The sequence below is a fragment of the Sorangium sp. So ce119 genome, from assembly GCF_051524405.1.
Classification (GTDB): Bacteria; Myxococcota_A; Polyangia; order Polyangiales; family Polyangiaceae; genus Sorangium; species Sorangium cellulosum_G.
This window is the reverse complement of sequence record NZ_CP150310.1, coordinates 4,099,985-4,117,928: the sequence shown is the minus strand read 5'-3', so window position 1 is coordinate 4,117,928 and position 17,944 is coordinate 4,099,985. Positions and strand designations below refer to the sequence as shown.

Annotated in this window: 15 protein-coding genes; 2 read left to right on the top strand and 13 right to left on the bottom strand. The window is 73.1% G+C overall.

Going from position 1 to position 17,944, the window contains the following annotated elements; all coding sequences use genetic code 11:
• Positions 1-31: 31 nt before the first annotated feature.
• A complete protein-coding gene (locus WME76_RS15395; RefSeq protein WP_437960872.1) occupies positions 32-889 on the bottom strand; it encodes an MlaE family ABC transporter permease in 858 nt (285 codons plus the stop codon).
• A gap of 15 nt (positions 890-904) precedes the next feature.
• The gene (locus WME76_RS15390; RefSeq protein WP_433936914.1) at positions 905-1,780 is read right to left on the bottom strand and encodes an MlaE family ABC transporter permease; all 876 of its coding nucleotides are present in this window, start codon (positions 1,778-1,780) and stop codon (positions 905-907) included.
• 322 nt (positions 1,781-2,102) lie between these two features.
• On the opposite strand from WME76_RS15390, the gene WME76_RS15385 reads away from it, so the two are divergent.
• Entirely contained in the window at positions 2,103-3,041 is a 939-nt protein-coding gene (locus tag WME76_RS15385; RefSeq protein WP_437960871.1) for a DMT family transporter, read from the top strand.
• Positions 3,042-3,047: 6 nt separating this feature from the next.
• On the opposite strand, the gene WME76_RS15380 is transcribed toward WME76_RS15385, so the two are convergent.
• The 4 genes from WME76_RS15380 to WME76_RS15365 all read right to left on the bottom strand — a co-directional run bounded on the left by WME76_RS15380 (position 3,048) and on the right by WME76_RS15365 (position 7,238).
• A complete protein-coding gene (locus WME76_RS15380) occupies positions 3,048-4,787 on the bottom strand; it encodes a cation:proton antiporter (protein WP_437960870.1) in 1,740 nt (579 codons plus the stop codon).
• A gap of 126 nt (positions 4,788-4,913) precedes the next feature.
• On the bottom strand, positions 4,914-5,588 hold the full coding sequence (locus WME76_RS15375) for a glutathione S-transferase N-terminal domain-containing protein (RefSeq protein WP_437960869.1): 675 nt from the start codon (positions 5,586-5,588) through the stop codon (positions 4,914-4,916).
• 49 nt (positions 5,589-5,637) lie between these two features.
• On the bottom strand, positions 5,638-6,600 hold the full coding sequence (locus WME76_RS15370; protein WP_437960868.1) for an NAD-dependent epimerase/dehydratase family protein: 963 nt from the start codon (positions 6,598-6,600) through the stop codon (positions 5,638-5,640).
• Positions 6,597-7,238 carry a class I SAM-dependent methyltransferase gene (locus tag WME76_RS15365; RefSeq protein WP_437960867.1) on the bottom strand — a complete coding sequence of 214 codons (642 nt, stop codon included), beginning with the start codon at positions 7,236-7,238 and terminating at the stop codon, positions 6,597-6,599. Before WME76_RS15365 ends, WME76_RS15370 begins: the two co-directional genes overlap by 4 nt.
• Positions 7,239-7,713: 475 nt before the next feature.
• Between WME76_RS15365 and WME76_RS15360 the strand changes: the two genes are divergently transcribed.
• Positions 7,714-10,323: a S8 family serine peptidase gene (locus WME76_RS15360; protein WP_437960866.1), complete on the top strand. Its 2,610-nt coding sequence runs from the start codon at positions 7,714-7,716 to the stop codon at positions 10,321-10,323.
• A 109-nt stretch (positions 10,324-10,432) separates the two neighbouring features.
• On the opposite strand, the gene WME76_RS15355 is transcribed toward WME76_RS15360, so the two are convergent.
• The 7 genes from WME76_RS15355 to WME76_RS15325 form a co-directional block, all read right to left on the bottom strand.
• The gene (locus WME76_RS15355) at positions 10,433-11,143 is read right to left on the bottom strand and encodes a hypothetical protein (RefSeq protein WP_437960865.1); all 711 of its coding nucleotides are present in this window, start codon (positions 11,141-11,143) and stop codon (positions 10,433-10,435) included.
• Positions 11,144-11,433: 290 nt separating this feature from the next.
• Positions 11,434-12,807, bottom strand: coding sequence for a 3-deoxy-7-phosphoheptulonate synthase class II (locus tag WME76_RS15350; protein ID WP_437960864.1), 1,374 nt, complete (start codon positions 12,805-12,807; stop codon positions 11,434-11,436).
• Between the two features lie 73 nt (positions 12,808-12,880).
• Positions 12,881-13,864 carry a hypothetical protein gene (locus WME76_RS15345; RefSeq protein ID WP_437960863.1) on the bottom strand — a complete coding sequence of 328 codons (984 nt, stop codon included), beginning with the start codon at positions 13,862-13,864 and terminating at the stop codon, positions 12,881-12,883.
• Between the two features lie 70 nt (positions 13,865-13,934).
• Positions 13,935-15,635, bottom strand: a complete 1,701-nt coding sequence (locus tag WME76_RS15340) for a serine/threonine-protein kinase (protein WP_437960862.1) — start codon at positions 15,633-15,635, stop codon at positions 13,935-13,937.
• A gap of 421 nt (positions 15,636-16,056) precedes the next feature.
• The gene (locus tag WME76_RS15335; RefSeq protein ID WP_437960861.1) at positions 16,057-17,001 is read right to left on the bottom strand and encodes an RNA polymerase sigma factor; all 945 of its coding nucleotides are present in this window, start codon (positions 16,999-17,001) and stop codon (positions 16,057-16,059) included.
• Positions 16,998-17,402, bottom strand: coding sequence for a hypothetical protein (locus WME76_RS15330; protein WP_437960860.1), 405 nt, complete (start codon positions 17,400-17,402; stop codon positions 16,998-17,000). Before WME76_RS15330 ends, WME76_RS15335 begins: the two co-directional genes overlap by 4 nt.
• Before the next feature lie 198 nt (positions 17,403-17,600).
• Positions 17,601-17,942, bottom strand: coding sequence for a PEGA domain-containing protein (locus WME76_RS15325; protein ID WP_437962116.1), 342 nt, complete (start codon positions 17,940-17,942; stop codon positions 17,601-17,603).
• Positions 17,943-17,944 lie beyond the last annotated feature (2 nt).

Sequence of the window (17,944 nt, the reverse complement as noted above, 5' to 3'; positions counted from 1 at the left end):
GCGTCGATCGCGGTGAGGGGCCGGCGCGCGGCTAGCGGAAGATCAGGAAAGAGGCCGCCGAGATCAGCATGTTCAGCACGATGACCGCGAGCGAGGAGTTCACGACCGCCCGCGTCGTCGCCCAGCCGACGCCCTCGCTGCCGCCGAACGTCGACAGGCCGGAGTGCCCGGAGACGACAGGGATCGCGGCGCCGTAGGCCAGGCACTTCGCGAGGCCGGTCGCGAGGTCGCCCGCGTCGACGAGGCTCACGTTCATGAACGTCTCGGGGCTCACGTCGAACATGCTGTACGCGGTGATCATCCCCGTGGTGAAGGCGACGGCGGCGCTCCAGACGAGCAGGCACGTGGTCATGAGCAGGCTGGCGATGAACCGCGGCTTGAGCAGGTAGTCGATCGGATCGGCCGCGCACATGCGGAGCGCGTCGACCTGCTCGGTGACGACCATCGAGCCGATCTCGGCGGCGATGCCCGCGCCGACCCGCGTGGCCAGCATCAGCGCGCCGATGGAGGCGGCGAGATCGCGCACGAGCAGCTCGAGGTAGGTCGCGCCGAGCATGGTCAGATCCGGGATGACCCGCTTCGCCTGCTGGCCGGCCTGGAAGACCATGATCATCCCGATGAAGCCCATCACGACCGTCAGGAAGAAGAGCGATCTGTTGCCGATCTCGTACATCTGCAGGAGCACCGCGCCCGGCTCGCGGCGGCCCTTCACGCAGTAGTAAAGCGTCCTTACGAATACGGAGTAGAGCTCGCCGGCGGACCGGAAGAGCGACAGCGCGGCGCCGCCGAGCGCGGCGACCCCGGACAGCTCCGGCGCGACGTCCCGGAGCTCGCTCGAGGGGGGGCCCGCGCTCGCGCGATCCCGGAAGCTCTGGTCGGAGTGGTCCATGCGCGGCGCCGTCGATCAGTCGAGCGTGAACGAGACGAAGTAATCGAGGATGAAGATGCCGGCGGCCGAGGCGACCACGGTCGCGTTGACGGCGCGGCCGACGCCGGGGGCGCCGCCGGTCACGCCGAGGCCGTACTGGCAGCTCGAGAGCGCGAGCACGACGCCGAAGACCACGCTCTTGACGAGGCCGCTCATGACGTCGCCGATGCCGAGCAGGCCGCTCGTGAGGCCGTTGTAGAAGACGGCCGGCGCGACGCCGAGCAGGAGGTCGCCGGTGAGCGCGGCGCCGATGAGCGCGAGCGCGTCGGCGAAGATCACCGAGAGGAGCAGCGTGAGGACCATCGCGAGGAAGCGCGGGGCGATGAGGAAGCTCACCGGGTCGATCGCGAGGACGCGGAGGGCGTCGATCTGCTCGGTGACGACCATGGTGCCGAGCTCGGCGGTGTTGTTGGCGCCGACGCGGCCGTTGATCATGAGCGCCGTGAGCAGCGGGGCGATCTCGCGGAGCGTGCCGAAGCCGGCGCCCCAGCCGAGCAGGCCGTGCGCGCCGAACCGCTCGACCAGCGGCGCCGCCTGGATGACCATGATCGCGCCGGTGAAGAGGGCGGTCACCACGACGATGGGCATCGACTTGACGCCCATCTTGTAGAGGTTGCGCATGAACTCGGCGCCGTCGACGCGGAGCGTGGCCACGCGCGCCGCGATCTGCCCCGCGAGCACCGCCATGCCGCCCACCGTGGCGGCGATCTGGAGGAAAGAGCCGCCGAGCTGGTGGACGCCGGAGGGCTCCGCCGCGATCGGCGCGCGCCGCCGCGCCGGGCGGGGGCCGCCGGAGGGGGCGAGCGCCGCCGGGCCGCGCGCGGCGGTGCCTGGGCCAGCGGGAGACGTCATGAGACCCGGGAGCTTAGCCCAACGCCCCGGCGGAGCGCGGCCCGATCCGACGCGATCCGACCCGCGCGGACGCCTGGACGTCTGGTCAAGCGGGTGATCGTCCTCTACCTGAGATGGGGCTCCCACGCTCGACCCCCTGTGCGATGGCAAACGCGTGGTTCCACGCGCAATGCCGTCGCGCCTCACGCCGGGCGAGCGCCGGCCGGCAAGGACGGTGACGGCGGCGAGGGCGATGTCCGGTCTGCATCGCTTGATCTTCGTGAGCCGCCGTCGTGAGCCGCGTGGACCTTTGAAGCCCGTGAAAGAGAGAGAAGCGGAACCCATGTCGATCGGCGAGCGCGTACACGCCTTCAGCGACGAGCACCGGACTGGCCTCCTCGACGACGGCCGGACGTTCGCCGTCCTCTCCGCGGCGACGTTCGCGCTGAAGGCCATCTTCGTGAAGCTCGCGTACGCCGCGCACCCCATCGACGCGGTGTCGCTGCTCGCGCTGCGGATGGGCATCGCGCTGCCGTTCTTCCTGTGGCTCGCCCGCCGCGAGCGCGACGCGACCGCCGAGCCCATGACGCCCCGGCTCTGGGGCGGCGTGCTCGTCGTCGGGTTCCTCGGATACTACCTGTCCAGCCTCTTCGACTTCATCGGGCTGACGTACATCAGCACCGGCCTCGAGCGCCTGATCCTGTTCGTGTATCCGACGCTCGTCCTCCTGATCGGCGCGGTGTGGCTGAAGCAGCCGGTGCGCGGGAAGGCCTGGGGGGCGCTCGCCGTCTGCTATCTCGGCCTCGCGGCGGCCGTCTGGCACGATCTCGAGCAATCCGGGGACGCGCGGGCCGTCGCCGTCGGGGGAGCGTGGGTGTTCGCGAGCTCGGTGACGTACGCGCTTTATTACATCGGCGTCGGCAAGCTCGCCTCCAGGGTCGGCTCGACGCGCCTCGCGGCGTACTGCGGGGCCGCCTCGTGCCTGATGGTGCTCGCGCACTACGCGGCGACCGGGAGCCCCGCCAGGCTCGCCGAGCTCCCGGCCTCGGTGTGGGGGTATGCGGCGGCGATGGCGACGATCAGCACGGTGCTGCCGATCGTGCTGCTCGCGGCCGCGATCCGGCGGCTCGGCGCGGGCCGCGCCGCGACGTTCTCGACGCTCGGCCCGGTGCTCACGATCGCGTTCTCCTGGGTCATCCTGGGCGAGCCGTTCACGTGGCAGCAGGTCCTCGGGCTCGCGCTGGTCGTGGGCGGCGTGAGCTGGCTCGGCAAGGCGCGCTGACCCGGCTCAGCCGGCCTGCGCCGGCTGGCCGAAGAGCTCGCTCCGGACGCGCTCGCGCTCGCGCTCGATCTGCTCGGCCGTCGCGCCGAGCCGCACGAGCAGGCGCTCGGTCATCGAGAACGCGACCTCCGCCTCGCCCGTCACCACGACGTCGGCGCCGGCCTTCTTCAGCGGCGCCACCTCGCGCAGGTAGAAGGCGCGCGCGAGGACGAACAGGCTCGGGTTGATGCCCTTCGCCTGCTCGATCACCCCGTCGCCGGGCGCGCCCGCCGACGTGAACAGCAGGCTGTCCGCCTTGCCGATCCCCGCGCGCTCGAGGATCTCCCGCTGCGTGGCGTCGCCGTAGATCGCGCAGATGCCCTGCGCCTGGAGCGTCTTCACCGTGTCGAGGTTCAGCTCGACCACGGTCGGCTCGATGCCGTTCTCCCGGAGCAGCCGCGTCAGCGTCCTGCCGACAGGGCCGTAGCCCACGACGATGGTGCGGTGCGCGAGCTCATCCACCGCCGCCGCCTCCTCGCCGGCGGCGCCCCCGGCGGCGGCCGCGGCTGCCTGGCGGCGCAGGAAGAAGGCCGACGTCCACCGCGCGAGGCGGTCGCGGGCGCTGAAGAGCAGCGGGTTCAACGTGATCGACACGATCGAGGCGACGACGAGCACCTGCGTGGCCTCGTCCGGCATGACGCCGAGCTGCCGGCCGAGCGTCGCGAGGATGAACGAGAACTCGCCGATCTGCGCGAGCGAGAGGGCCACGGCGAAGGCGGTCTTCATCGGGCGGCGGAGCAGCACCACCACGATGAGCGCGGCGAGCGGCTTGCCGAGCAGCACGACGGCGAGCGTCGCCGCGGCCACGGGCCAGCTCGCGGCGAGCTGCGAGGGGTCGAGGAGCATGCCCACCGAGACGAAGAACAGCACCGCGAACGCGTCGCGCATCGGGAGCGCCTCCGAGGCGGCGCGCGAGCTGAAGTCGGACTGGCCGACGACGAGGCCGCCGAGGAACGCGCCCAGCGCCATCGACGAGCCGAAGAGCATCGCCGAGCCGACCGCGACGCCGAGCGCGACGACCAGCACCGTCAGCGTGAAGAGCTCCCGCGAGCCGGTCCTCGCCACGTAGCCGAGCAGCACGGGGATGGCGCGCTGCCCGACGATGAAGGTGAAGGCGACGAGCCCGGCGAGCTTCAGGACCGCGAGCCCCACGGACATCGCGATGCCCGCGCCGCCGCCGGAGGCGCCGCCGACCAGGCCGGGGAGCAGCACCAGCACGAGCACGGTGAAGACGTCCTCGAGCACGAGCCAGCCCACGGCGAGGTGGCCGGCGGGGGTGTGCAGGACGTGGCTGTCGCTCAGGACCCGCGTGAGCACGACGGTGCTCGCCACCGAGATCGCGATGCCGAAGACGACCGACGCGGCCCACGACCAGCCCGCGGCGTGGCCGACCAGGGCCCCGAGCGCCGTCGCGACGGTGATCTGCAGGAGCGCGCCGGGAACCGCGACCTTCCGCACGGCGAGGAGCTCGCGAACGTGAAACTGCAGGCCGACCCCGAACATCAGCAGGATGACCCCGATCTCCGCGAACTGGTCCGCGATCGCCTTGTGGGCCACGAAGCCTGGCGTGAACGGGCCGACGAGGATCCCGGCCAGCAGGTACCCGATGATCGGGGACAGCCTCAGGCGCTGGGTGATGAAGCCGAGCGCGAGGGCCGCCGTGAGCCCGCCCGTGAGCGTGAAGATGAGGTCGAGTTCGTGCGGCATGTCCGGCACTAGTAGCGCTTCTCGTCGTCGGCCGCAGCCGCTGCTTCGCGCGGCGACGAGGTTCGCGGCGCGCGCGGCGCGGGGCGGGATCGCGGCGCGTCGGGCGCGGCCGGACGGCGAGCTCCCCTACTTGCCGACGACGCCGATTGCCTCGTACTCCTCGATGAAGTGCGGCTCCTCCCTGGCCTTCGCGATCCACTGCTGCATCGCGGGGAGCCTCAGGATCGACTCGACGTAGCGCCGCGATACAGCGTCGAGCTCGACCCCGTACGTGTCGAACCGCGTCGCGACCGGCGCGTACATCGCGTCCGCCGCGCTGAAGCGCCCGAACAGGAACTCGCCTTCCTGGCCGAAGCGCGCGCGGCAATCGCCCCAGATCGACTGGACGCGCGCGATGTCCTGCGACGCCGCCTCCGTGATCGCCACGCCCTGGATCTTCCGCCGCACGTTCATCGGCAGCGCGGTGCGGAGCGCCGTGAAGCTGCTCGCCATCTCGGCGCTCACCGCCCGCGCGACGGCGCGCGCTTCGCGCGCGTCCGGCCAGAGCTTCGCCTCGGGGAAGAGCTCCGCCACGTACTCGGCGATCGCGAGCGACTCCCATACGGTGAGCGCGCCGTGCTTCAGGGCAGGCACCTTGCCAGAGGGGGAGTGGCGCTGGATCTCCGTCGTGCGTTGGCCCGGCCCCCGGAGCGGGATCATCACCTCGTCGAACGCGACACCGGCGTGCTTCAGGAGAAGCCAGGGCCGGAGCGACCACGACGAATAGGACCTGTTTCCGATGTAGAGAGTGAGCTCTGCCATGCGGCCGAGCCTACCATCGCCGACGACCCGTGACGGCGCGCAGCGCGCCTCACGCCGCCGGCTCGCCCCCGAACACCTCGCTCGCCAGCGCCTCGACCGCCATGCGCACCGCCTCGTCGCTCGTGTGGCGCACGCGAAAGCCGAGCGCGGCCAGCTTGCTCGGATCCATGCGCGATCGCGGCACGTCGCCGGGCCAGCCGCGCTCGCCGCCCTGATACCGGATCACCGCGTCCGGGTAGGGCGACGCCGCCACGCACAGCTCCGCGATGCGGGAGACGCTCGTCGCGTCCTCGGGCGCGAGGTTGTAGATGTTCAGCCGCTCTCGGGCCCGGTCGAAGCCGAACAGCATCCCCTCCGCGCAGTCCCGGACATCGAGGTACGGCTTGGACTGGCGCCCGTCGCCGAGCACCTCGAGCTCCGTCCGCCGATCGCGCAGCTTCTTGAGGAAGTCGAGCGCCGCGCCGTGCGTCCCGCGCGGGCCGACGACGTTGCCGAAGCGGTAGATCCACGCCGTGAGGCCGAAGCACTCGACATAGGCGCTGATGAGCGCCTCGCCCGCGAGCTTGCTGGCGCCGTAGAGCGAGATGGGCAGGGCGCCGAGGTCGCCCTCGGCGCAGGGGCGCGCCGTGTCGCCGTAGACCGTCCCGGAGGACGAGAAGATGAGCCGGCCGACGCCCGCGCGCCGCGTCGCCTCGAGCACGTTGTACGTGGCGATCGTGCCCTGATCGAGGTCGAGCCGCGTCCGCGCGAGCCCCCAGCGGGCCTCGGGGTTCGCCGCGAGGTGCACGACGAGGTCGTGGCCCGCCATGGCCCCGGTGAGCCGCTCCAGATCGAGGGCGTCCGCCTCGATGAGCGTCGCGCGCCCGGAGGCGAGGTGCGGCGCAACGAACGCGCGGCGCCCGACCGAGAGGTTGTCGTACAGCGTCACGGGGCCGCGCTCGACCAGCCGATCCGTGAGGTGGCTGCCGATGAACCCGGCGCCGCCGACGACGAACGATCGGAGCTCCGTCATCGCGCGCCCCCCGAGGCCTGCGCGGCCGCGCGCTCGATCCGCGCCGCGAACTGCAGGCGATCCTGGGTGACGAGGCGGAACGGCAGATCGTGGATGCGCAGCGGCCACTCGAGGCCGGTGATGCGCCCGCCCGCGCCGCGGACGAGGTCGACGAGCTCGCCCGGGGTGAAGTAGGTCCCCCGCACCTCGACGCCCGGCGCGGCGTTCCCGACCAGATCCATCCAGAGCAGGATCTTCTCCGAGACCGGGCCGAAGCGGAAGTGATCCTTGAGCGCGACGACGCGCGACGCGACCCGGAGGGCCTCCGCGAGCAGCGCGCCGGGGCGCGCGCAGTGGTGCAGCACGTCGGAGAGGAGCACGGCCTCGAACTCCGCGTCGGGGAAGGGGAGGCGCTCGCCGTCGTACGCGACGACCGGCAGCGCCGCCCCGGGCCGCGCCTTCACGTCCACGCCGACGACGCGCGGCGCGCCCACGCGCCGCGCGACCTCGAGCGCGACGGTGCCGTCGCCCGCGCCCACGTCGAGCAGCGACGCCGCGTGGCCCACCTGCGCGGCCAGCGCCCGCGCGACGCGGCCCACGCGGGGCACGTGGACCAGGCGATGGTGCAGCGAGAACAAGGCGTGTTCCAGGACCGTCATCTCACATCCCACATCCGCCCCGGCGCCGCCCGCGCCGGAGAGCCGCGCCACGCTAATCGAGCGCACGGGGACCGGCAACGCCCCGGGGCCACCCGTCATCGGACGGCGTGCGCCGAGCGCCGGGAGCCCGCGGGCAGCCCTCGCGCGCCGGGCGGCGCGGCCTGACAGCGGCCTGACAGGACAGCGACGACATCGCGAAGAACAACCCATCTCCAGGACTGCCCTCAAGGCGCGCTGGACCGCGGAATCGGCGTCAGGTCGGCGCACCCCCGCGCACCTGACATGAGGCCTGAACCGCGGACTTCATGGCTGTCGACCCGAACGGAGGGCCGCCGAGAGACAGGCACTCTTCCAGGGTCTACGGCGATGACCGGTCCGGGCTCGCCGCTCGCGCTGTAGTCGCCCGCTCGGGCTTGACCGATTCGCGACATCGAACATAGCTGAATCGATGGTCGGCACGCGCGGAAAGGGCTTCATGAGACATCGTGTGCGCTGGTTTTGCCTGGCCTCTCTCTACATCGCTGTTCCGGGGTGCAGCGGAGAGCCTGGAGACAAGGAATCGGGCCAGGACACCGCGCCTCCGGGCGGCCCGGCGCCCGGCGAGGCGACGTTCGCGCCGGATGAGCCGACGGAGCTCTGGTTCGTGGAGTTCGAGGGCGCGCCGGCCGTGAGCGGCGGCGGGCGCGCGCGCGTCAAGGGCCTCTCCGACGAGGAGCGCGAGCGGTTCCGGCGGACGGCCGCGGAGCGAGGGCTCCGGTACAAACAACGGTTCTCGTTCGATCGTCTCTGGAATGGACTCTCCGTCCGCGTCGCGCGCGAGGGCGCCGAGGCGCTCGCCGACATGCCCGGGGTCAAGGCGGTCTATCCGGTCGTGCAGGTCGACCTCGACGTCGTCCGCGCCGCGTCGGCGATCGAGCCGGACCTCGCCGTCGCAGGCGAGATGTCGGGCGCGGACGTCGTGCGCCGGGACCTCGGCGTGAGCGGCGACGACATCCGCGTCGGCGTGATCGACAGCGGCGTCGACTACCATCACCCCGATCTCGGCGGCTGCTTCGGCCCGGGATGCCGCGTGGCGTTCGGCCACGACTTCGTCGGCGACGACTTCGCCTCCGGCGACGCGAACCGGCAGCCCGCCCCTGACGACGACCCCGACGATTGTCTGGGCCACGGCACGCACGTCGCCGGCATCATCGGGGCGAACGGGATCGTGCAGGGCGTGGCGCCCGACGTGACCTTCGGCGCCTACCGCGTGTTCGGCTGCCGCGGCGGCTCGCGCTCCGACATCATCCTCAAGGCCATGGAGCGCGCGGCCGACGACGGCATGGACGTCGTCAACATCAGCATCGGCACGCCGTTCCAGTGGCCGGACTACCCGACCGCGGCCGCCGCGAGCGCGCTCGTGGCGCGGGGCGTCGTGGTCGTCGCCTCGATCGGCAACAGCGGCGAGAAGGGGCTCTGGGCCGCGGGCGCGCCCGGCGTGGGCGAGGCGGTCATCGGCACCGCGTCGATCGACAGCGCGCGCGTCACCCGCCTGTCGTTCACCGCGGCGCCGGGCGACGTGGCGATCGGCTATACCCGCGCGGTCGGCAGCCCGCCCGCGCCGCTCTCGGGGAGCGCCCCCCTGGCGCGCACCGGGACGCCGACCAGCGCGCGCGACGGCTGCGCCCAGCTCCCGGCGGGCAGCCTCGCGGGCAAGATCGCGCTCATCCGGCGCGGCGGCTGCCAGTTCCCCGAGAAGGCCGCGCGCGCGCAGGCCGCGGGCGCGGTCGGCGTCGTGATCTACAACGATCGCGCCGGGACGATGACCCCCTCGGTGGTGGGGCGCGACCGGATCACCATCCCGGTCGTGGGGATCGCGCAGGCGGACGGCGAGCTCCTCAACGCGCGCCTCGACGCGGGCGCCGTGACCCACACCTGGACCGACCGGGCCGTGGCCGCGCAGAACGGCACCGCGGGCCAGATCTCGGGCTTCAGCTCGTACGGCCTGAGCGCGGCGCTCTCGTTCAAGCCGGACCTCGCCGCGCCCGGCGGCTCGATCTACTCGACGATCCCCGTCGAGCAGGGCGCGTACGACTCGCTGAGCGGCACGTCGATGGCGGCGCCCCACGTGGCGGGCGCCGTCGCGCTCCTGCTCGGCGCGCGCCCGGAGCTCTCCCCGGCGCGCGTGCGCGACGTGCTGCAGAACAGCGCGATCCCGGCGCCGTGGGGCGGCGATCCGGGCGCCGGGTTGCCGGAGAGCGCGCACCGGCAGGGGGCCGGGATGATCCGCGTCGACCGGTCGATCCGCGCGACCACGCTGATCAGCCCCGGCAAGCTCGCGCTCGGCGAGAGCGAGGGAGGACCCGCCGCGCGCACGCTGACGCTCGAGAACGTGGGCGCGCACGACGTCACCTACGACCTGTCGCACGCGCCCGCGGCGTGCGCGACGGGCGACGACCACTGGGCGCCGAGGAGCGGGACGACCGGCGCCGCGCGCGTGGACTTCAGCGCCCCGAGCGTCACCGTGCCCTCCCTCGGGAGCGCGACCGTCTCGGTCACCATCCGGGCGAGCGACGCGCTCGCGGACGGCGGCCTCTTCGGCGGCTACCTGGTGTTCACGCCGCGCGGCGGCGCGGCGGACGGCGCGCTGCGGGTGCCGTACGCGGGCTTCAAGGGCGACTACCAGCGCGTGCCCGTCCTCAAGCCGTCGGGGCACGGGGCGCCGTGGCTCGGCAAGGTGAACGGCACGCGCGTGACCCCCCAGCCGGGCGGCGCGACCTACACGCTGGAGTCGGGCGACGTCCCGCTGGTGATGGTCCACTTCGACCACGGCGCGGAGCGCCTGACCCTGGACGTGGTCGAGGCCGCCACGGGCAAGCCGTGGGGGCGCGCGCTGGAGCTCTCCCATGTCGGCCAGAGCTCCTCGACGACGGCGGTCACGCGGTACGCTTGGAAGGGCACGACGAGGCACGACGGTCGGTCCGTCGTCGTGCCGGACGGCGGTTACCTGATCAAGCTGCGCGCGCTCAGGGCGCTCGGCGACCCGGGCAACGAGGCGCACTGGGACACGTGGACGTCGCCCGTCGTCACCCTCGACCGGCCGTGACGGGCATGACCGCGCTGAGCGCGCCGTCCTCGGTCCGCGCGAGCCGCGCGAGCGACGCGCTGCGCGCGCCGCTCGCGCCGTCCGGGAGCCACGCCCAGCGAGCGCGGCGCTACGTCGCCTGACGATACGAGTGCGCGTGCGCGGCGCACTGGCGCTCGGCGACGGTCGCCACGTAGCGGAGCATCCGGCGCGTGACGAGCTGCATCAGGGGCGCCGTCAGCGCGTCCCAGAGGAACAGCTGCCGCCGCGTCCGCGTGTCGGTCGCGCGGATCCGCGCCTCGTACGAGAGCAGCGTGCGGCGCTGCCCGTAGGGCGTCACGACGAAGCTCGCGGCCCCCTTGATGTGCCCGGGGCAGTCGAACGCCTTGAACTCGGCGGCGGTCCGCCCCGAGAACAGGCTCTCCGTGCTCATCGGCCGCGCGATCGCGCCGACGGCGATCTCGGAGCCCTCCTTCTCGGCCAGCTTGATCTGGCCGTAGTCCTGGACGTTCTGGAGCGAGACCCGCGCGGGCGCGGGCAGCGGCGCGAGGCCGAGCCGGCGCCGGGCGCGCCGCACGTCGGCCACCCGGAGCGCGAGGACCGCGCGCAGCACCAGAGAGCGGCTCTTCGCGAAATCCACCCTCCTCAGCGCGGCGTAGGTCACCTCCGGAGGCGCCATCACCACGATCTCCTGGTTCACGACGATATCGGCCTCCGGCAGGAACGACTCGAGCAGCGTGGGGCCAGCGGCGGCGCGCTGCTGGCCCTCGTGCGGGACCTCCGTCGTGGCCTGTCCCTCTTCGTGCCGGCTCTCACCCTGTTGTGTCGAGATGCTCTGCATGGCGAACTACCCCCCGCGGAGATTCCTTGGGACAGGCGCGACGGATCGCCACCGGGCGTCTCCTGCTTCTGGATCGCGAGGGAGGGAGAGCGCCTGGAATGTCAGGTGGGTTCACAGGATGCGAGAACGACGCGATGACGACGTGGAAACGCGCGATGACGATGAGAGAAAAAGAACAGGAACCACAGAGGGCACGGCGGGCACAGAGGACATCAGGGAGAGAGAGATGTGCCGTCCGCGCTCACGAGGGCTCGGGCTTCAAGGGGGCCGCCGCATGGGCGCCCGGGTGGTCAGCCCTTGATACGCCGGGAGGACTCCGCCATGCGGTGGGCGATGCGGAAGGCCATCTCGAGCGACTGGCGGTAGTTGAGCCTCGGATCGCACAGGCTCGCGTAGCGGCGGTCGAGATCGGACTCGGTGAGCCCGGCCCCGATGCACTCGGTGACATCCTCGCCGGTGAGCTCGAAATGGACGCCGCCGAGGTGCGAGCCGAGCGACTCGTGCACCTCGAAGCTGGCCTCGATCTCGGTGAGGATATCCTCGAAATTCCGTGTCTTGATCCCGCCGGACGTCGTCTGGGTGTTGCCGTGCATCGGGTCGCACATCCAGAGCACCTTGCGCCCCGCCGCCCGCACCGCCTCGATGAGCGGCGGGAGCCCGTCGCGCACGCGGCCGGCGCCCATGCGCACGATGAGCACGATCTTGCCCGGCTCGTCCGCCGGGTTCAGCCGGTCGAGGAGGCGGATCACCTCGCCGGGGAGCGTCTTCGGGCCGAGCTTGATGCCGAGCGGGTTCTGCACCCCGCTGAAGAACTCGACGTGCGCGCCGTCGGGCTGCCGCGTGCGCTCGCCGATCCACGGAAGGTGGGTCGTCAGGTCGTAGTAGCCGGGGCGGCGCGCGACCTTCCGGGTCTGCGCGGACTCGTAATGCAGGTTGAGCCCCTCGTGGCTCGTGAAGAACTCGACCCGCGACAGCTCCCCGACAGGGACCTCGGCGAGCGCCTCCATGAACCGGAGGGCCTCCCCGACCTGCTCGGTCATCCGCTGGTAACGCTCGCGCAGCTCGCCGGGCAGATCCGCCCGCTCGAGGAAGCTCAGGTCCCAGTATTCCGGGTGGTGCAGATCGGCGAAGCCGCCCTCCGACAGCGAACGGATGAAGTTCAAGGTGAGCGCCGCGTGCTGGTAGCCCGCCACCATCAGGTTCGGATCGGGGCGGCGGGCGGCGGCCTCGAAGGGAGCCCGGTTGATGAGATCCCCGAAATAGCTGGGCAGGCTCACGCCGTCGCGCGTCTCGACCGGGCTCGAGCGCGGCTTGGCGTACTGGCCGGCAAAGCGCCCGAGGCGCACCACCGGCTGCCGGGCGCCGTGCACCAGCACGAGCGACATCTGGAGGAGAATCTTGAGCTTGTTCGTGACGATGTTCGGGCGGCAGTCGTCGAGCGTCTCCGCGCAGTCGCCGCCCTGCAGCACGAACCTCCGGCCGAGCTGCGCCTGGGCCAGATGGCCTTTGAGCCGCTCGACCTCCCACGAGGTCACGAGCGGCGGCAGCGCGCGGAGCTTCTCGACGGCCGCGACGACGGCCTCGGCGTCGTCATAGGGCGGCGGCGCCGCGTTGGGACGTTCACGCCATGAATCAGGCGACCAGGATTGAGCAGGAACGGACATGAGTTGAGCCCTGATATGGCAAAGGCTCCCACCCGCGCAACCCTCGGTCAACGTCGTCGATTCGCGGGCGCGATCATCGACCCTCGGGCGCCGGGGCCGCCCCGGGCGACGGCCCGGTGCGCGCCTCGATCGCCTGGATTGCCGCCTTGATCTCGCCCGCGATCGAGGCGCACGGCGCCGCGCAGCGGCTCATCCCGAGGAAGCCGCATCCCTTGCCCTTGCCGGCGATGAGCGGCGCGAGGACGTCGACCGCGCGCCGATCGCCTTCGGCCGTCGCGCGCGCGAGCAGCGGCTGCCGCGCCTTGCAGGAAGGGGCGACGCGCAGCTCGTGCGCGATGCGCAGCGCGGGCGTCGCCCGCTCCAGGACCGCGGCCTCCGCGAGCCGCCGGGCGGCGCGCTCCTTCATCGCGGAGCTGCCCACCGAGAGGTCGTAGAGGAGGTCGGCCCCCTGGCTCCCCATGGAGCCCGCCATGAGGTCGAGCGCGGCCGACGCGGCCTCGGGCGGCCCCGCGGCGGCGCTCGAGACGACGCGCCTCACGTCGTCGTCGGCCGCCGCCCCCGGATCGAGCTCGAGGAGCCGCTTCGCCGCGGCGAGCGAGGCGGCGTGGTAGGGCGGCGGGAGCGCGTGCCGCAGCATGAGGGCCCGGAAGATCGTCGGGTCCTTGGGGTAACGCGCGGCGAGCGCCTCCAGCGCGAGCACGCCGCCCGCGTTCGCCGCGGCGAGCTCGTCGGCCGGGACCGCGTTGCTCGGGCGCGGGACGACCGGGCGCCGCGGCGCGGAGCCCTCCGGCGGCGCGCGTTCGGCGCTCGCGGCCGCCTCGAGCCGGTCGAGGGATGCGTCGTCGCGCAGCAGGGCGGCGGCGCCCATGAGGGCCGCGGCGGCGGCCGCGCCGATGACCATCCACCGCGCCGCGACCGGCGCCTGCGCCAGCATGGACGCGCGCGGGGCCGCTGCGGTGACGCTCGTGGCGAGCGCGCTGCCTGTCCCGGGGAGCGAGCCCGGTCTGTCGGGGGAGCTGGCCCGGCTGGCGCCCGTTCCAGATGCCTGCGCTGGCATGGTCCGCTCCCCTAACACAGGCGCGCGCCGCGGCCCATGGCCGGCGTCGCGCGGCCCGGCCACAGCGGGCTCATCGGCGATGTTCCCGCCACTGGAACACGGCGGCCGCGAGCGCGGCGCCCACGCTGATCAGGAAGAGCAGCGCGTCCCATACCGGCCAGGCGATGCCGACCGCCCGCCGCAGGAACACCGCCTCGAGCAGCCGCACGAGCAGCGACGCGGCGCCGTAGGCGACGAGGGCGAGCACGACGGGCGTCGTGAGCCGCGGCGCGAGCGCGTTCAGCCGGACGTCGTCGCGCCAGATGTGGCGGAAGACGTAGAAGCCGCCGAGCAACCCGACGCCGAACACGGCGCACAGGATCCCGAACGTGAGCAGCGCGGCGCCCTGGCCCGACAGCGCCGCCGCATCGCCGCGCGCCGCGCGCGCGAGGCCGGCGAGGCTGCTGACGAGGCCGGCGCCGAGCCATCCCAGGCCGAGGCTCGCCGAGAGGAACACCATCTGCCGCGTCAGGTACGCCTCGGACGCGGGCGAGGCGGGCAGGCCGAAGGCCTGCGAGAGCGCATAGGGCCGCCCGAGCACGACGGAGGAGCGCGCGAGCGGCGCGCGCGTGCTCGACGGCATCTGCCCGGGCGCGGCGGCCTCCTCGTACGGCGCGAGGTCGCTGGCGAGCTCGCTCATCGAGGCGTGGCGGCCCTCCCTGTCCTTCGCCATGGCGCGCTGGAGGACGAGCTCCAGCGCCGGCGGGATCTCCGGGTTCAGCGAGCGCGGCGCCGGCGGCTCCTCCGTCATGACCGCGAGGAGCATCGCCGTCGGGTCGCTGCGCTCGAACGGCCGCTGCCCGGTGAGCGCGTGGTAGAGGACGGCCCCGACGGCGTAGATGTCGGCCCGGAGATCGATCTCCTCGCCCTTCGCCTGCTCCGGGGCCATGTAGGCCGGCGTTCCGAGGACCATGCCCGTCCTCGTGAGCGCCGACGGCTCCGAGGTCTTCGAGATGCCGAAATCGAGGATCTTCACCGTCGGACACGCCGGGTCGCCCGCGAGGAAGATGTTCTCCGGCTTGATGTCCCGGTGCACGATCCCGGCGGCGTGCGCGGCCGCGATGCCGTCGCAGACCTCGCGCGCGATCCGCACCGCCGTGCCGACCGGCAGCCGTCCTCCGGACGCCGCGAGGAGCTCGCCGAGCCCCTGGCCGTCCAGGTACTCGGCGATGATGCACGGGCGGCCGTCGTTCAGGCGGCTCACGTCGTAGATCTCGACGACGTGCGGGCTCTTGATCGACGCCGCCGCCTCCGCCTCGCGCTGGAACCGCGCGAGCACGGTGGGCTGCTGGGAGAGCTCGGGGTGGAGCGTCTTCAGCGCGAACCGCTTGCCCGGGATGCGGGTGTGGTGCGTCTCGTAGACGCGGCCCATGCCGCCCTCTCCGAGGAGGCGGGTGATGAGGTACGCGCCCGCCACCGTGGTGCCGACGAGCGGGTCCGCCTCGGAGGGCCGCTCGCCCGGCGCGCTCCCCGGGGGAGGCGCGGGTGGACGGACCGTGTCGGCCGTCGCGTAATGCGATGCGGCCCGGAGCCCGGTGGGGACCGCGGGCGGGCGGACCGTCTCGGGCGCCATGTCGGGCGCCGCCGTGCTCCCGGCGCCGGGGGGCGGAGGCGGGCGGACCGTCTCCGCGGTCGTGGACGCGGCGGGCGCGATGGGCGTGGCCGTGGCCGACGCCTGGGCCAGCGCTCCACGCACGGCGGCCAGAGCGGCTTGCCGCTCCGTGTCGCTCATGACGCGGGTCGGCCCGTCGCCCTCCTCGGGCACGTTGGAGGGCGCGCCGCCCGTAGGACCGGACGAGGGTACGGCAGGGCTGCCCGAGCGACCGGGCGAAAAGCTCGAATCCGACACGCTCAGGGCCTCGCTCCCATGAATCCAGGTCGGCCCGCGCTGGAGGCGGGGACCGACGATCCGTCGCCGAACCGCAGGCGAACACCGCGAGGCGACGCTACCACGGATCGCGCCGCGCGAGGACGCCGACCTTGCCGGACCTGGATCGGCACGCGACGTCGAGGCCTTCGCGCGGCCGGTCCGGCCATCGCCGCACGGCGGTCCGCGGGTCAGCCCGTGGGCTGCTCAGCCTGGGCGGGCTTCTGCTTGGCGGCCTTGCGCTGCTCCGCATCGAGCAGGCCGATCCGCGCCTTCTGGCAGCGCTTCAGGCGCTTCTTCTTGAGCGGGGTGGCGAGCCATTCGTGACGCAGACGGACATTCCACTTCGGGGTATTGGCCATGATCGTAGGACTTTCTCTGCGAGGGCGGCGGAGACTACACAAACGTACGGGGGCGTCAAGCTACCAGTGGGGTCGTTCGCTTCGCTTTTGTCGTCGAACGTTCGCTCGAGCATCCGCTCCTGGAGGCGGATCCAGAGCGCGCGTGAGGCGTCGGACGGACGCAGAGGCGGGAGCGCGCGCGCGGCGCGCAGCAGGGACGCAGCGGTGGCCTCGAGGGAGCGCTCCAGCGCAGGGAGGGCGCGCAGGGCGCTGCGGCGCTCGCGGGACTGGCGCGCGACCGCGGCGCGGAAGTCCTCGCGGGCGAGGCGCAGGCGGGAGCGGACCGTGTTCTCCTTGAGCTGGAGCTCGCGGGCGATGTCGGCCACCGGGACGCCGAGGACGTCGTACATCACGAGGATCACGCGCCGCTCGGGCGCGACCTTCAGGAGCAGCGCGGTCACGATGTCGGCGCGGTCCGCGCTCGCGAGCGATTGCTCCGGCGTCGGCGCCGGGTCGCGCCCCTCGAAGGGCCAGGCGCCGCCAGCCCCGGACGGGATCTCGCGGCGCCGGTGGGCGCGCGCGTGGTAGTGGCTCGTCTTCCGCCACGCGATGCCGAAGAGCCACCGGTGCAGCGCCGCCTCGGGCTTGATCCGCAGGGGCGGGGGCCCTGCCGCGGACAGGTCGGCCCGAGGCGCCGCGTGGTAGCGCCACGGCTCGTAGGCGCCGAGGCCCCGGTAGGCCGCGAGGAAGATCTCCTGGAGCACGTCGTCCAGATCGTTCGCCGCGACGCCGAGCCAGCGGAGCGCGTGGTGGAGGAACGGCAGGCCCACCGCGTAGACCGTCTCGAACGACGGGCGTGCCGGAGAGAAGGGCGGCGAGGGCAGCGTCATCCGGCGCCCCGCGCCGCCGGGAGGTCCGCGCCGGCGTAGAGGGGGTAGGGGCGCGGCGCGGGCTGGCTCGCGGGCAGATCGAGCGGCGGGAGTGGCGAGAGCGGCGGGAGCCAGCGCTCGATCGGCTCGAGCTCGACGAGCATGTCGAGCGACGTCCGGAGGGAGAGGCGGAAGTCGTCGTCCTCGGCGGCCCGGGCGCTGTGGAACGCGACATAGAACAGCACGGTGCCGAGCTGGGTCGCGCGCGGATCCCCGCGGCGTTGCAGGAAGCGATCGGCGAGATCGCACAGGTCGTGAAACAGGCGGCCCCCCGGGCGACGGCCCTCGGGGCCGCACACGTCGAGCGTGGAGCGCCGGCGGGCGCGCCGGGCTGGTTTCTTGGTGACAGACGCGCAGGTCAACGCCTTCGAACTGCTCCGCTTCGGCATACTCCCGTCCACGGTGAGGGTTGAGGTCGCGATGGCTGCTGCGGGCCGCCATCACCATGGATTACGGAGAGCGATCGAGGATGATTTCGACTTCTGCGGTCGCGCGACGGCGGAGCAGCGGAGGGCGGCGCCGAGCGGTGAGGACCGGAGGAGCTCGGTCCGGCGAGATCGTCACTCCGGCACGCGCGTCATCTGCACTTGCAGGTGGACCGGCGGGTCGCCGCTCCTGGCCTCGACCAGGCGGTCCCACGCGAAATAGCCGACCTTCTCGACCGTGATGCGGTGGGTGCCGGGCGGCAGCGCGACGCCGCGGGCGGCGACGAAGGCGAGCGCGCCGACGTACTGGTCGTCGATGGTGACCGACGCGTCGGGCACGTTCCCCTTCATCCGCAGCGAGACCGTCGCCGGCGCGCGCGGGACGCACGCCGAGAGCCCGAGCATCAGGAGCGCCGCTGCGGCGCGCGTCCTCTTCGCGCTCGCGCCGGTCATCGTCTTCGCGCTCGCGCCGATCATCG

Coding starts and splice junctions, on each gene's coding strand:
- WME76_RS15360 (WP_437960866.1), top strand. CDS start 7,714: ATGAGACATCGTGTGCGCTGGTTTTGCCTGGCCTCTCTCTACATCGCT.
- WME76_RS15350 (WP_437960864.1), bottom strand. CDS start 12,807: ATGTCCGTTCCTGCTCAATCCTGGTCGCCTGATTCATGGCGTGAACGT.
- WME76_RS15390 (WP_433936914.1), bottom strand. CDS start 1,780: ATGACGTCTCCCGCTGGCCCAGGCACCGCCGCGCGCGGCCCGGCGGCG.
- WME76_RS15375 (WP_437960869.1), bottom strand. CDS start 5,588: ATGGCAGAGCTCACTCTCTACATCGGAAACAGGTCCTATTCGTCGTGG.
- WME76_RS15380 (WP_437960870.1), bottom strand. CDS start 4,787: ATGCCGCACGAACTCGACCTCATCTTCACGCTCACGGGCGGGCTCACG.
- WME76_RS15395 (WP_437960872.1), bottom strand. CDS start 889: ATGGACCACTCCGACCAGAGCTTCCGGGATCGCGCGAGCGCGGGCCCC.
- WME76_RS15325 (WP_437962116.1), bottom strand. CDS start 17,942: ATGATCGGCGCGAGCGCGAAGACGATGACCGGCGCGAGCGCGAAGAGG.
- WME76_RS15355 (WP_437960865.1), bottom strand. CDS start 11,143: ATGCAGAGCATCTCGACACAACAGGGTGAGAGCCGGCACGAAGAGGGA.
- WME76_RS15385 (WP_437960871.1), top strand. CDS start 2,103: ATGTCGATCGGCGAGCGCGTACACGCCTTCAGCGACGAGCACCGGACT.
- WME76_RS15365 (WP_437960867.1), bottom strand. CDS start 7,238: ATGACGGTCCTGGAACACGCCTTGTTCTCGCTGCACCATCGCCTGGTC.
- WME76_RS15340 (WP_437960862.1), bottom strand. CDS start 15,635: ATGAGCGACACGGAGCGGCAAGCCGCTCTGGCCGCCGTGCGTGGAGCG.
- WME76_RS15370 (WP_437960868.1), bottom strand. CDS start 6,600: ATGACGGAGCTCCGATCGTTCGTCGTCGGCGGCGCCGGGTTCATCGGC.
- WME76_RS15335 (WP_437960861.1), bottom strand. CDS start 17,001: ATGACGCTGCCCTCGCCGCCCTTCTCTCCGGCACGCCCGTCGTTCGAG.
- WME76_RS15345 (WP_437960863.1), bottom strand. CDS start 13,864: ATGCCAGCGCAGGCATCTGGAACGGGCGCCAGCCGGGCCAGCTCCCCC.